This window comes from Leifsonia xyli subsp. cynodontis (genome assembly GCF_050632205.1).
Classification (GTDB): Bacteria; Actinomycetota; Actinomycetes; order Actinomycetales; family Microbacteriaceae; genus Leifsonia; species Leifsonia xyli_D.
In genome coordinates this window covers 2,555,583-2,569,483 of sequence record NZ_CP192578.1, presented here as the reverse complement: position 1 = coordinate 2,569,483, position 13,901 = coordinate 2,555,583, and the positions used below count along the sequence as shown (strand labels likewise).

Below are 13,901 nucleotides of genomic sequence, written 5' to 3'. Positions count from 1 at the left end.
GCCAGCGCGCTGCGGCGCTCAGTCCCGGGCCTCCAGCACGTCCCGGGCCTTGAGCGTGCGGTAGGTGGTGACGGGATGCGTCCCCAGCACGATCTTGCCGCGGGAGTGCAGGTTCTGGAGGTCGTCGTAGGCGTACGCGATCTCGTCGAGCGGGTAGAAGCCGGAGATGAGCAGCGTGAACGCGCGCTCCTCCGCGAGTTCCGCGAGGCGTCCCAGTTGGGCGGTGCCGTGCGCGACGGACTCGGGGTCGTCCTGGAGCAGGCGCAGCTCCGTGTCCCGCCGGTCCGCGCTCGACCGGTACCGCGCGGCGGGCACGCCGAGCCGGGCGGCGAGGGCGTGGTCGTCCTGGCCGAAGTTGTCGATGTAGCAGGTGACCCCGCCTGGCGCGAGCTCGCGGATCCGCTCCTCGATGCCGTCCCCGTACCGCACGGGCTTGATCCCGAGCTGCCGCAGGTAGTCGAAGTTGCGGTCGCCGCACGTTCCGATCACCCGCGCGCCGCGATGCTTGGCGAGCTGCGCCTCGATGCTGCCGACGGCCCCTGCCGCCGCGGACACCACGAGCGTGTCGCCGGGTCCGACCCGCAGGTCGTCGAGCATGTCGAGGGCCGTCACCCCGGCGAGGTAGAGGCCGCCCGCGACCTCCCACGGCACGTGCGGCGGCTTGGGGACGAGGGCGGCGGTCGGGACGACCACGAACTGGGCGTGCGCTCCGGACCGGACATGGCCGATCACGTCGGCGCCCCGGCGGAAGCGACCGGCCGCGTCGCCGGTCACCACGATTCCCGCGAAGTCGCTGCCCGAGCGGCGGGGGAACGGCTCGTCCGCCCAGGCCTCCTCGCGCCCCGTGCGGATGAAGCCGTCGATGTGGCTGATCCCCGTCGCGATGACCTCGACCAGCACCTCGTCGGGGCCCGGCGTCGGCAGCGGGCGGGTGCGTCGCTCCAGCACATCCACGTCGCCGGCGGCGTCGTACTCGACCACCATGGTCTCTTCGTACCTTCTCGCCATCGTCCTCGCTCCTCTCTGCCCGGCGCTCAGCCGGACGCCGACCACTGCTCCCCCGGCCGGTACGATCCGAAGCTCCACTCGCGGCCGCCGGGGTCGAGCACCCGCGCCCGACGGGTTCCCCACCCGGTGTCCTCCGGCCGCAGCACGACGGTGCCGCCGGCCTCGATCGCGCGGGCGAACATCCCGTCGACGTCCTGCGTGACGAGGTAGACCCCGACGCCCGTGGACGAGCCGTAGAGCGGCGGCTCGACCGACGCGACGTCCGTGGAGAGCATGACGACCGTGTCCGCCAGGCGCAGCTCGCAGTGGGCCACCGTGTCGTCGGGCCCGTCCTGCCGCTGCAACACATCGAAGCCGACCGCCTCCAGCCACGCGATCGCCCTGCCGGCGTCGCGGTAGCCGAGGTAGACGGCCGAGGAGATCATTCCACCTGCTCCAGGGAGCGTTCGGCGGGGGGCCGGGCGGTGAGGTCGGACCGGATGCCGTCCAGGACGGCCTGCACCGATACCCGCTTGGCCTCCGTGTCGACGATGTTCGCCGGGACGGTGACCGTCAGACCCGACTGGTAGAACGCGCGGATGCGGAACCCGGTCGACCACGTCGACTCGGCCGCGTTGTCCGTCTCCGTCCCGCCCGACAGCTCGAAGCGCAGGAGGCCCGTGCGGCTCTCGACGCGCGTGATCACCTGGGCGCCGGGAGTCCCGTCGTCGATGACCTCGCTCGCCACGACGATGTGCTCGGTGAAGACGCCGACGCGGAGGGTGACGGTGGACAGACCGGCTGCGACCGCGGCGCCGAGGTAGATGATCCTCTGGTCGCCGATCGCGAGCTCCAGCTGACGCAGCAGCACCGGGTACCAGGCGGGCTCGGAGCGCAGCAGGTCGGCGAGGCCGCGCTCGCCGTCGAGCAGGGAACGCAGCTGCTCGTTGATCGTCGCGGTATCCGTCATCGGTCGTCTCCTCGTCTCCGGCCCCGGAGTTGAGGAAAGCATATCCCTAGCCAGGCTAGAAAAGAGAATTCCTACCGTTCTGTACGGCTGTACAGGCGGCGGCGCCTCAGCCCTTGCAGGCGCCCGTGCCCGAGTCGGAGTAGGTGAGCGCCGCCGACCCGAGGCCCGGACCCGGCAGAGCGGGCGTGTACGAGTACGCGTAGCCGTGCTGGCCCAGCGTCAGCTTCAGCGTGCCGAAGCCCTGGTCGTAGCCGGTGACGACGTTGGAGTTCGCGAAGCTGCCGTCGGCGTTCTTGGCCAGCGTGTCGATGGCCTCACCGCCGGTGCCGACGATGAACTCCGGGATGCCGTGCTCCGGGTCGGAGGCGCCGGTCGGATCCATCGGCTTCAGCCGGGCGTAGGCGTGCTCGTGGCCGTTGAGGACGAGGGTGGCGTGGTTCGCGTAGAGCAGCTTCCACCAGGCGTCGGCGACCTGGCCCTCCTGGCCGCCGGCGCCGGCCGCGGAGGCGGGGACGGTGGCGGTGGATGCGGTGGTCGCGCTGAACGTCGGCTGGTGGCAGTAGGCGATGGTGCACTGCTGCTGGTTGTTCCGGAGGTCGTTCGCCAGCCACTGCGTCTCCTGCGCGAGGAGGCCGCCGTCGGTGGTCGAGCAGTCGTTTCCGAACGCAGGGGAGTTGCACTCGACGTTCAGCGAGACGATGTGCCACTTGCCGAGATCGTACGAGTACCAGCCCTGGGCGGCCTCGGTGTCGTCGCCCGCCTGGCCCGCCGCGTTCGGCGTTCCGCTCTTGTCGTGCCCGTTGAAGTAGGCGAAGTAGCCGTTGCCGTTCTGGCCGGCCTCCTTGTCGCCCTTCTTCGTGTACGGGTAGTACTCGTGGTTGCCCGGGGCCGGCCGCTCCAGGAACTTGAGGCCGCCCCACGCCTGCTCGAACGACTCCTCGAAGTCGCTGAGCTTGCCGACCTGGTACTGCTCGTCGCCGAGGAGCGCCACCGCATCCGGCTTCATCGCCGTCGCCTGCTTGGCGGTCGCGAACTCCGCGTCGTACCCGCCGAGGCTCGGGCTGCCGCACTTCAGCACGGACGGATTGGCGGCGTTGGCCTCGTCGTCCGGCTCGCAGGCGATGTCGCCGACCGCGGCGAGCGTGTAGGTCTTCGCGTCGTCCGCCTTCGCGGTCGAGGCGTACGGCCAGCCGTTGTCGATGGCCGGCGCGGCGATGGCTGCGCCGGCGCCGAGGACGGTCGCCACGACGGCGGCGGCGCCGATCAGGGTGAGTGTGCGGGTGCGCGAGCGCATGGGCGAGCCTCCTGGGGTGCGGCCGGATGGGCGGTGTGCAGGGGAAGCCTGGGAGCGGCCGGTCACATCCGCGTGAACAGTGGCCGACCGGCGGGTGAACCGACTCTGCGGATTCTCGCAGGGTCTCGGAGAGGTTATATAGTTGACGCATATAAACAACTGAGAAGGACACCCGTGGCCCGCACCGGCATCTTCACCAAAGACCACCCGCACTACCGCTGGGTGGCGCTCTCCAACACCACCCTCGGCATGCTGATGGCGACCATCAACTCGTCGATCGTCATCATCTCCCTGCCCGCCATCTTCACCGGCGTGAAGCTGAACCCGCTCGAGCCGGGCAACGTCTCCTACCTGCTCTGGATGCTGATGGGCTACATGCTCGTCACCGCCGTGCTCGTCGTGATGTTCGGGCGGATGGGCGACCAGTTCGGCCGCGTGCGCATCTACAACCTCGGGTTCGTGATCTTCACGCTGGCGGCCATCGCGCTGTGCCTCGACCCGTTCAGCGCCGGGCCCGGCGCCCTGTGGCTCATCGTCTGGCGGTTCGTGCAGGGCGTCGGCGGCGCAATGCTCTTCGCCAACTCGACGGCCATCCTCACGGACGCGTTCCCGGCCAACAAGCGCGGCTTCGCCCTCGGCCTCAACCAGGTGGCCGCGATCGCCGGCAGCTTCATCGGTCTCATCCTCGGCGGCGTGCTCGCCGAGATCGACTGGCGTGCCGTGTTCTTCGTGTCCGTGCCGTTCGGCGTCGTCGGCACCATCTGGTCCATCAAGTCGCTGCACGAGGTCGGCCAGAAGAATCCCGGACGTATCGACTGGCTCGGCAACGCCACCTTCGGCATCGGCCTGATCGCGTTGCTCACCGGCATCACGTACGGCATCCAGCCGTACGGCGGCTCCAGCCAGGGCTGGGGCAACCCATGGGTGCTCGGGGCGATCGTCGGCGGCATCCTGCTCCTCGCCGCCTTCGTCGTCGTCGAGCGGAAGGTGCCTGCGCCCATGTTCGACATGCGGCTGTTCCGCATCCGCGCGTTCTCGTCCGGGATCTTCGCCGGCTTCCTCGCCGCCATCGGCCGCGGCGGGCTCCAGTTCATGCTCATCATCTGGCTGCAGGGGATCTGGCTGCCGCTGCACGGGTACAGCTACGAGTCCACGCCGCTCTGGGCCGGCATCTACATGCTGCCGATCACGATCGGCTTCCTCGTGGCAGGACCGATCTCGGGCGCCCTCTCGGACCGGTTCGGGTCGCGCGCCTTCGTCACGGTCGGACTGCTGCTCGTCGCGGCGACCTTCATCGGGCTCCTGCTCATCCCGGTGAACTTCGAGTACTGGCAGTTCGCCCTGCTCACCGGCCTCAACGGCATCGGCTCGGGACTGTTCTCGTCGCCGAACCGCACCGCGATCATGAACAGCGTGCCGGCGAACGAGCGCGGGGCCGCATCCGGGATGGCGGGCGTCGCCCTCAACGCCGGAAGCTCCCTCTCGATCGGCATCTTCTTCTCGCTGATGATCGCCGGCCTCTCGGTGGCGCTGCCCTCGGCCCTGACCAACGGGCTCACGTCGCACGGCGTGCCCTCCCACGTTGCCGCGCAGGTCGGGAACACGCCGCCGGTCGGGTCGCTGTTCGCGGCCTTCCTCGGCTACAACCCCATCCAGAGTCTGCTCGGACCGACCGGCATCCTCACCGCGCCGCACGTCGACGGCGCCACGCTGACGGGAAAGGAGTTCTTCCCGCAGCTGATCTCCGGCCCGTTCCACGACGGACTCGTCGTCGTCTTCCTCGCCGCCGCGGTGATGAGCGTCATCGGCGCCGTCGCGTCGTTCCTGGGCGGAGGCAAGTATCTTCATGAGGAGGCCGTCGCACCCGAGCGGCAGGCCACCGAGGAAGGCGAGGAAGTCGGTGCCCACCGCGCATGAAGCTGACCAGTGGCCGACGGACGGACGCGACGACGATGTCGCCGGCCGCCTGGCCCTCGCCGTCGGACGGCTGAACCGCCGCATCCGCTCGTCCACCGGGGGCCTCAGCCACGGGCAGCTCTCGGCCCTGTCGACGATCGTCCGGCGCGGACCGCTGCGCCCGAGCGAACTCGCCGCGATCGAGGTGGCGGCCGCCCCCACGATCACGCGGGTCGTCGCCGAGCTGGAGGCCCGCGGTCTGGTGCAGCGGACCCCCGACCCGCAGGACCGCCGCTCGCTCTTCGTCTCGGGGACGGAGGCGGGGACGGAGGTGCTGCTCGAGGCGCGATCCGACCGGGCGCGCGCGGTGGCGGACGTGCTCGCGGAGCTCAGCCCCGACCAGGTGGACGCGATCCGCGCCGCCCTGCCCGCGCTGGAGCGGGCCGCGCAGGTCGGGCCGGCCGCCTAGCGGCGCCGCGGGCGCCGGCCGTCCTCGTCGAGTGGCGACATCAGCTCACCACTCGTCGCGATTTAGCGCATCCGCTCACCGTTCGGCGCCGCCGGTGCCACGACCGGCACGCCGCGCGGGACGCGACGCCACGACGGGGTGCGCGCCGGTGAACCCCTGGCGCTCCGCCGCGATCGCCAGAATGCGCGAGCGCTGCAGGTACCAGCCGAGCACGAGCAGCGGGATAATGACCACCAGCGAGGCGACCGTCCACGTCCCGGTCGGGTAGTCGAACGCCATCAGCACGACGACCGCCACCAGGAACGCCAGCGTCAGCCAAGCTGTGAACGGCGCGCCGAACAGGCGGAACGACGGGCGCGGCAGCCTTCCCTGCAGTGACCACCGGCGCAGCTGCATCTGGCAGAGCACGATCATGCCCCAGCTGGTGACGATGCCGAGGGAGGCGACGTTCAGGACGATATTGAATGCCTGCTCGGGCACGACCAGGTTGAGGAAGACGCCAAGCACGCCGATCGCCGCGGTCAGCAGGATGCCGCCGTACGGCACGCCGCGCGGGTTCATGCGGGCCGTGAAGGCGGGGGCCGCGCCCGACTGCGCCATGGAGTGCAGGATGCGGCCGGTGGAGTACATCCCGGCGTTCAGGCTGGAGAGGGCGGCGGTGAGCACGACGAAGTTCATGATCGAGCCGACGATGGCGCTCAGCTCCGGACCGCCGAGGTGGCTGAAGAACGTCACGAACGGGCTCTCGTCGCCGCTGTACGCGCTGGCCGGCAGCAGCAGCGCGAGGAGCAGGATCGATCCGCAGTAGAACACCGCGATGCGGAACACGACGCTGTTGATCGCGCGCGGCATGATCTTCTCCGGATTCGCCGTCTCACCGGCCGCGATGCCGACCAGCTCGATGCCCGCGTACGCGAACACGACGCCCTGCACCAGCACGACCGCCATGCCGATCGTCGCGACGCCGTTCGGCAGCAGCCAGCCGTTCTGCGAGAGCATCGCGATGCCGGTCGGTCCCACATCCGTCGGCCAGCCGGCCGCCAGCACGACGATGCCGACGATGAGGAAGGCGACCAGCGCGCCGACCTTGATCAGGGCGAACCAGAACTCCATCTCGCCGAACACCTTCACCGAGATGAGGTTGAGGCTGACCACCACGACCAGGGCGATCAGGGCCAGCAGCCACTGGGGAACGGAGGAGAACAGGCTCCAGTACTTCACGTAGAGCGCCACCGCGGTGGAGTCGACGATCGCCGTCATCGCCCAGTTCAGGAAGTACATCCACCCGGCGACGTAGGCCATCTTCTCGCCGTAGAACTCGCGGGCGTACGACACGAACGACCCCGAGGACGGCCGGTGCAGCACCAGCTCGCCGAGCGCGCGCAACACGAGGAACGCGAAGAACCCGCACACCGCGTATACGAGCACGAGCAGCGGACCGCCCTCATGAAGCCGGCCGCCCGCTCCCAGGAACAGGCCGGTGCCGATCGCACCGCCGATGGCGATCATCTGCAGCTGCCGCGACGAGAGCGACTTGTGGTAGCCCTCCTGCTCGCTCGCGAAATCCTGGACCGCCTCGCTGACGTCACCGAAGTGCTCGCGACGGTTCTCCAGCCCGTCGGCCGGATCCTGCGGTGTGGTCATCGTGCTCCTCCGTCGTGTCCAGCGACCCAGAGTACCCGCGAGGCGCGGGCCGGACGCACCCGGGCGGCCGTCAGTCGAGGGCGAGCAGGGCGGCGGCCGCGACGGCGAGCACCAGCCCGACCCACTGCACCGGGGCCACGCGCTCGCGCAGCACGACGGCGGCCAGCAGGATGGTCCCGGCCGGGTAGAGCGCGACGAGCACGGACATCGTGGTGAGGTCGCCGAGCCGCAGCCCGATCAGGATGAGCAGGTTGGCGGAGGCGTCGAGCGCGCCCGCGCCGGCGGCGATGCCCGTACCGCGCGGGGTGAAGCGGAGGCGCCCATCCTGTGCCCCGCGGCGGCGGCTCAGCACCAGCAGCGCGACGACCGACCACATCACGGCGCCGTTGACCGCCCGGTTGGCGATCAGCGGCACGATCCCAGAGTCGGCGGGCGTCTGGTCGAGCAGGATGAGGAACACGCCGATCATCGCGCCCGCGCCGACCGCCATGAGCAGCGCCCGCGCGCGCGGACGCACTGCTCCCTTCTCCGGCACGAACCCCACGAGCACCACGGCGATGAGGGCGAGGCCGAGCGCGACGGAGCCGACGATGCCGAACCGATCGCCTCCGACGAGCCCCCACGCCATCGGGACGAGAGCGGACACCAGGGCGGTCAGCGGCGACAGGATGCTCATCGGCCCGATCGCGAGGCAGGCGTACAGCAGGCCGACGGCCGCGGATCCGACGAGGCCGGAGAGCGCGCCCCAGCCGAGGGCGGCGGGCGACCACGTCCCTCCCGCGATCGGGAGGGAGAGCACGAGGAGCAGGAGCCCACTCACGGCCCCGACCGCCGTGGTGCGCACCGGGCCGATACGCCGTGCTGCGACCCCGCCGAAGAAGTCGGCGGAACCGTAGACGAGAGCGCTCAGCAGCCCGAGGGCTGCCGCCGGCATCAGCTGCCGGCCAGACGGTATGTGTGGAGGACGGCTCCCGATTCGAAGCGGTCGAGCGCGGTGAGCTCGAACGTCCACTTCTCGCGGTCGTCCGGGAAGATGCGCAGGCCGCCGCCAATGAGGACGGGGTAGGTCAGCAGGCGGAGCTCGTCGACCATCCCCCAGACCAGCAGGGAGCGGACGAGGGATGCGCTGCCCGCCACCAGGATCGGCCCGCCGTCGCCCTCTTTCAGGGCCGCGAGTCCGGCGCGCACGGGCTTCTCGAGGGCGGTGGCGTTCCAGGTCAGCTCGGACGGGCGGGAGGTCGCGACCGTCTTGGGCAGCGCGTTCATCGCGTCCGCCAGCTCGCCCTCGCGCGACGGCCAGGCGTCGGCGAACTGCTCGTACGTGCGCCGTCCGAGCAGCAGCGATTCGGCCTCCAGCACCTCGCGCAGCTTGAAGGCGCGCAGGTCGTCGGTGCTGAACGGGATGGTCCAGCCGGAGTGCGGATGCGTGGGCTCGCCGCCGGGAGCCTCGACGACGCCGTCGAGGGTCATGAACTCGGTCACGATGAGCCGGCGCATGTGCACGATCGTACCGGAGCGGCTGTGGACGGGAAGGTTCTCCACAGATCCGACGGCGCCCGGGGAGCCGTCGGTGGCCCCCGTTACGATCGACGTATGAGTTCCACCTCCGGCTGGGTCCCCGACGACAGGGATGCGCCTCCTCTCGACGAGGAGCCGCCTCCCGAGTTCGACGACCCGTACGCCGCGGTGGCGTGGGAGGTCGCGGCGGTCCCCGGGGCGGGTTCGGGGGCGGGTCCGGGTGCCGCTGCAGGGGGTTCGGCGGGCGGTCCGGCGGTGGCCACGCGGCCCGCGCCGCCGGTCGTGCGGGCGGCCCCTCCCCGTTTCGCGTCGGCTCAGGATGCGCTGCGCACGGTGTTCGGCTACGACGCGTTCCGCGGGCAGCAGCAGGCCATCATCGAGCGGGTGGCGGGTGGCGGCGACGCCGTCGTGCTCATGCCGACCGGCGGCGGCAAGAGCCTCTGCTACCAGATCCCGTCGCTGCTCCGCGAGGGCACCGGCGTCGTCGTCTCGCCGCTGATCGCCCTCATGCAAGACCAGGTCGATGCGCTGACCGCGGTCGGCGTGCGCGCGGCGTTCCTGAACTCGACGCAAGATGCAGCCGCCCGCGCGGCGGTCGAGCGCGCGTACCTGGGCGGCGAGCTCGACATCCTCTACGTCGCTCCTGAACGCCTGTCCTCGGAGTCGACGAAGAGGTTCCTCGAGCGGGGAACTGTCGCCCTGTTCGCCATCGACGAGGCGCACTGCGTGTCGCAGTGGGGTCACGACTTCCGCCCCGACTATCTCGCGCTGTCCGAGCTCGCCGATCGCTGGCCGGGCGTGCCGCGCATCGCCCTGACCGCCACGGCGACCGAGGCGACGCATCGCGAACTCACGACGCGGCTGCAGCTCGAAGGCGCTGAGCACTACGTCTCCGACTTCGACCGGCCCAACATCCAGTACCGGATCGTGCCGAAGGCCGAGCCGCGCAAGCAGCTCCTCGACTTCATCACCCGCGAGCACCCGGGAGACGCGGGAATCGTCTACGCGCTGTCCCGGGCGTCCGTCGAGAAGACGGCCGAGTTCCTCTCGTCACGCGGCCTCACCGCCCTGCCGTATCACGCCGGGCTGGAGGCGTCGCAGCGCGCCGCGACCCAGGCGCGGTTCCTGCGCGAAGAGGGCGTGATCGTCGTCGCGACCATCGCCTTCGGCATGGGCATCGACAAGCCCGACGTGCGGTTCGTCGCCCACATCGACCTGCCGAAATCCGTCGAGGGGTACTACCAGGAGACCGGTCGCGCGGGCCGCGACGGCCTCCCGTCCACGGCGTGGCTCGCGTACGGCCTGCAAGACGTCGTGCAGCAGCGGCGCATGATCGACGACTCGCCGGGCGACCTCGCGCACCGGCGCCGGCTGACCCAGCACCTGGATGCGATGCTCGCCCTCTGCGAGACGGTGCAGTGCCGCCGGATCAACCTGCTCGCCTACTTCGGGCAGGCGTCGGGCCCGTGCGGCAACTGCGACACCTGCCTCACCCCGCCGGAGAGCTGGGACGGAACGGTCCCGGCCCAGAAGCTCCTGTCCACCGTCGTAAGACTGAAACGCGAGCGCAATCAGCGGTTCGGCGCGAGCCACCTGATCGACATCCTGCGCGGCAAGCGGACCGCGCGCGTCGAGCAGTACGGGCACGACCGGCTGTCCACCTGGTCCATCGGCGACGACCTCAGCGAGAGCCAGTGGCGCGGGGTGACCCGGCAGCTGATCGCTCAGGAGCTCCTCAAGCCCGAGGGCGAGTACGGCGTGCTGACCATCACGCCCGCGAGCGCCGAGGTGCTGTCTGGCGGTCGCCAGGTGATCCTCCGAACCGAGCCCGACCGCCCGGAACGAGCAGCCCGCTCCTCCCGCAGCGTCGCCTCCGCCGACCTCGCCCCGCACGATGAGCCGCTGTTCGAAGCGCTCCGCAGCTGGCGCGCCGGTCAGGCCCGCGAGCAGGGCGTCCCGGCCTACATCGTCTTCGGCGACGCGACCCTGCGGGCGGTGGCTGCCGCCCGCCCCGCATCGCTCGCCGACCTCGACGGCATCTCCGGCATCGGCGCGAAGAAGCGTGAGGCCTACGGCGAGGCCCTGCTCTCCGTCGTCGCGTCCGCCTCCGCCTGAGGGGGGCACACCGACGGCAGTGCCTGACGGGTGCCCGCACATCCGCCCTACCCCTTCCGCCGGCGGCAGCGACGGGGTACCGTGCGTCGTTCAATGGGGCGACCAGGGAATTCCTTCCGGCCGCCCTATGTTATGTCATTGAACGATTACTGCGGCGATCTCGAAGGAGGAAGTAGTAGATGGCACGAATGATCGAGGAGCTCGAGGACGAGACCGGCGCCGTCATCAAGTACAAGCGTCACGCGAACGGCCGGGGTCTCGTCGCCCCGACGGCGCGGGTGGCCGAGTCGGCCTACATCGAGCCGACGGCTTACGTGGAGGCGGACGCACGCGTCGGCGTCGACGCGTACGTCGGCGCGGGCAGCTGGATCGACAAGGGAGCCACGGTCGGCGACCGCTCCTTCGTGGGCGCAAACGTCCACGTCGGCGCGGGATGTGTGGTCGGCTCCGGCGTCAAGATCGGCAGCGGGGCCAAGCTGGGCGAGAACGCGATGGTGGGCAACGGCGCGCGTATCGAGCGCGACGCGCAGATCGCGTCCGGCGCCGTCATCGAGCTGAAGGGCGCTGCCGCCGCCCGGGCCGCCCTGACGACGCCGCTGCGCGCTCCGCGTCCGCAGCAGCGCGACCTGCGCACACCGCGGGCGCCGCGCCGCGCCGCCTGAGGCGCGAGCGCAACCACACGAAGCGCCGTCCGGGACCCCTCCCGGGCGGCGCTTCCGCATCCCCGCTCCTTGTGCAGGGTGTCACGCCGGGCGACGTGCGATTTGGAGGTTCCCACAAACGGGGCGTCGCCCCTCCCCGGCCCCGTTTGTAGCTGGCGCACCGACGGTTTCCCCGCAGGCGCCACCAGTCGTAGCGTTTCGGCATCCCACGGTTTTCCTGAAGGAGAGGTCATGGTCGACACTGCCGAACGCGTTCCCAGCACGGTCCCCGCTGTACCCGTCCCCGATCCTGCGCCCGCGGGCGCTGCGCCCCGGGTGGACGTCGAGGCGCTGGGCCGCCAGCTGCTGGGAGAGTGGGCGGAGGCCCGGCTGGCCTCCCGTCAGCTGTCGTCGCGCCCGGAGATGCAGAAGCAGGAGGGCCTCTCCGTCGCCGATCATCGCAAGCGCGTGTTCGAGCAGTTGAAGCTGCTGGTCGAGAACGGCCAGGTGCACCGCGCGTTCCCGAAGTCGGTGGGCGGCGGCGAGGACAACGGCGGCAACATCGCGGCCTTCGAGGAACTCGTCGCGGCGGACCCGTCCGTCCAGATCAAGTCCGGCGTCCAGTGGGGCCTCTTCGGCTCGGCTGTGATGCACCTCGGCACCGAGCCGCACCACCAGAAGTACCTGCCCGCGATCATGTCGCTGGAGGTTCCCGGCGCCTTCGCGATGACGGAGACCGGGCACGGCTCCGACGTCGCCAGCGTCGCCACCGCGGCGACGTACGACCCGGAGACCCAGGAGTTCGTGCTCGACACCCCGTTCCGCGGCGCCTGGAAGGACTACCTCGGCAACGCGGCGGTGGACGCCAAGGCGGCGGTCGTGTTCGCCCAGCTGATCACGAAGAACGTGAACCACGGCGTGCACGCCTTCTACGTCCCCATCCGAGACGCGAACGGCGACTTCCTGCCCGGCATCGGCGGCGAGGACGACGGTCAGAAGGGCGGCCTCAACGGCATCGACAACGGCCGGCTGCACTTCACCGGCGTGCGCATCCCGCGCACCGACCTGCTGAACCGCTACGGGGATGTGGCGGAGGACGGCACCTACACGTCGCCGATCGCGAGCCCCGGCCGCCGCTTCTTCACGATGCTCGGCACCCTCGTGCAGGGGCGCGTCTCGCTCGACGGCTCCGCGGTGATCGCCGCGAAGATCGGCCTGAAGATCGCGATCACCTATGCCGACCAGCGCCGCCAGTTCACCGCGGGCAGCGACACCGACGAGGAGGTCATCCTCGACTACCAGCGTCACCAGCGCCGCCTGCTCCCGCGACTGGCCACCACCTACGCCGCCGGGTTCGCGCACGAGGTGTTCCTCAAGAAGTTCGACGACGTGTTCAGCGGCAAGACCGACACGGACGCCGACCGGCAGGACCTCGAGACGATCGCCGCAGCGCTCAAGCCGTTGAGCACCTGGCACGCGCTCGACACGCTGCAGGAGGCCCGGGAGGCCTGCGGCGGCGCCGGTTTCCTCACCGAGAACCGCATCACCTCGCTGCGACAGGACCTGGACATCTGGGTCACCTTCGAGGGCGACAACAACGTGCTGTTGCAGCTGGTGGCGAAGCGTCTGCTCACCGACTACAGCCGCAAGTTCGCCAAGGCGGACGCGGGCGCGATGGCCCGCTACGTCGTCACACAGGCGGCCGGCAAGGCGTACCACGGCACCGGTCTGCGAAGCGTCGCCCAGACCGTCCGCGACTTCGGCTCGACCGCGCGGGCGGTCAACTGGCTGCAGGAGCCGACGACTCAGCGCGAGCTGCTCACCGCCCGCGTCGAGACGATGATCGCGCAGATCGCCGGCCGCCTCCGTCCCGCCTCGAAGCTCGGCAAGAAGGCCGCGGCCGACCTGTTCAACTCGCAGCAGAACGACCTTATCGAGGCGGCGCGCGCTCACGGCGAGCTGCTGCAGTGGGAGGCGTTCACGGACGCGCTCGAGCAGGCTCCCGACGCCGGCACCAAGCAGGTGCTCACCTGGCTGCGCGACCTGTTCGGCTTCGGCCTGATCGAGAAGCACCTGGCCTGGTATCTGATGAACGGCCGCCTCTCGCCGCAGCGGGCGCAGGCCGTGAGCGCCTACATCGACCGGCTGCTCACGCGCATCCGCCCGCACGCCGTCGACCTGGTGGATGCGTTCGGGTACGGTCCCGAGCTCATCCGGGCGAAGATCGCGTCGGGCGCCGAGGCGGAGCGCCAGTCCGAGGCCCGCGCGTACTACGCCGAGCGCCGTGCCGCCGGCACGCTCCCGACCCCGGAGAAGTCGCAGAAGAAGCGCTGACCCCTCTGACGATTTGTGCCAAATCTCGGTAAA

General features: G+C 70.6%; 12 protein-coding genes. 5 read left to right on the top strand and 7 right to left on the bottom strand.

The features are described 5' to 3' along the window. Positions 1-18: 18 nt before the first annotated feature. From ACQ86M_RS12740 to ACQ86M_RS12725, 4 genes are all read right to left on the bottom strand, one after another. Positions 19-1,008 carry an NADP-dependent oxidoreductase gene (locus ACQ86M_RS12740; protein ID WP_431245723.1) on the bottom strand — a complete coding sequence of 330 codons (990 nt, stop codon included), beginning with the start codon at positions 1,006-1,008 and terminating at the stop codon, positions 19-21. 26 nt (positions 1,009-1,034) lie between these two features. Continuing rightward, positions 1,035-1,433 carry a VOC family protein gene (locus tag ACQ86M_RS12735; protein ID WP_431245722.1) on the bottom strand — a complete coding sequence of 133 codons (399 nt, stop codon included), beginning with the start codon at positions 1,431-1,433 and terminating at the stop codon, positions 1,035-1,037. After that, positions 1,430-1,957 carry a hypothetical protein gene (locus ACQ86M_RS12730; RefSeq protein ID WP_431245721.1) on the bottom strand — a complete coding sequence of 176 codons (528 nt, stop codon included), beginning with the start codon at positions 1,955-1,957 and terminating at the stop codon, positions 1,430-1,432. Before ACQ86M_RS12730 ends, ACQ86M_RS12735 begins: the two co-directional genes overlap by 4 nt. Before the next feature lie 106 nt (positions 1,958-2,063). After that, positions 2,064-3,251 carry a metallophosphoesterase family protein gene (locus tag ACQ86M_RS12725; protein ID WP_431245720.1) on the bottom strand — a complete coding sequence of 396 codons (1,188 nt, stop codon included), beginning with the start codon at positions 3,249-3,251 and terminating at the stop codon, positions 2,064-2,066. 174 nt (positions 3,252-3,425) lie between these two features. On the opposite strand from ACQ86M_RS12725, the gene ACQ86M_RS12720 reads away from it, so the two are divergent. Further along, positions 3,426-5,168 (top strand): MFS transporter, encoded by a 1,743-nt coding sequence (locus tag ACQ86M_RS12720; protein WP_431245719.1) that lies wholly within the window; start codon positions 3,426-3,428, stop codon positions 5,166-5,168. Beyond that, entirely contained in the window at positions 5,152-5,616 is a 465-nt protein-coding gene (locus ACQ86M_RS12715) for a MarR family winged helix-turn-helix transcriptional regulator (protein ID WP_431245718.1), read from the top strand. Before ACQ86M_RS12720 ends, ACQ86M_RS12715 begins: the two co-directional genes overlap by 17 nt. A gap of 75 nt (positions 5,617-5,691) precedes the next feature. Here ACQ86M_RS12715 and ACQ86M_RS12710 read toward each other — a convergent pair whose 3' ends face one another. The 3 genes from ACQ86M_RS12710 to ACQ86M_RS12700 form a co-directional block, all read right to left on the bottom strand. Further along, entirely contained in the window at positions 5,692-7,260 is a 1,569-nt protein-coding gene (locus ACQ86M_RS12710) for an amino acid permease (RefSeq protein ID WP_431245717.1), read from the bottom strand. Between the two features lie 70 nt (positions 7,261-7,330). Then, a complete protein-coding gene (locus ACQ86M_RS12705) occupies positions 7,331-8,194 on the bottom strand; it encodes an EamA family transporter (protein ID WP_431245716.1) in 864 nt (287 codons plus the stop codon). Continuing rightward, positions 8,194-8,757, bottom strand: a complete 564-nt coding sequence (locus ACQ86M_RS12700; protein WP_431245715.1) for a dihydrofolate reductase family protein — start codon at positions 8,755-8,757, stop codon at positions 8,194-8,196. The genes ACQ86M_RS12705 and ACQ86M_RS12700 overlap by 1 nt, the downstream gene beginning before the upstream one ends. Positions 8,758-8,853: 96 nt before the next feature. Between ACQ86M_RS12700 and recQ the strand changes: the two genes are divergently transcribed. The 3 genes from recQ (at position 8,854) to ACQ86M_RS12685 (ending at position 13,868) form a co-directional block, all read left to right on the top strand. Continuing rightward, positions 8,854-10,893, top strand: a complete 2,040-nt coding sequence (gene recQ / locus ACQ86M_RS12695) for a DNA helicase RecQ (RefSeq protein ID WP_431245714.1) — start codon at positions 8,854-8,856, stop codon at positions 10,891-10,893. Positions 10,894-11,072: 179 nt separating this feature from the next. After that, positions 11,073-11,555, top strand: a complete 483-nt coding sequence (locus ACQ86M_RS12690) for a DapH/DapD/GlmU-related protein (RefSeq protein WP_431219026.1) — start codon at positions 11,073-11,075, stop codon at positions 11,553-11,555. 231 nt (positions 11,556-11,786) lie between these two features. Further along, positions 11,787-13,868: an acyl-CoA dehydrogenase gene (locus tag ACQ86M_RS12685; RefSeq protein WP_431245713.1), complete on the top strand. Its 2,082-nt coding sequence runs from the start codon at positions 11,787-11,789 to the stop codon at positions 13,866-13,868. The last annotated feature ends 33 nt before the right edge of the window (positions 13,869-13,901 follow it).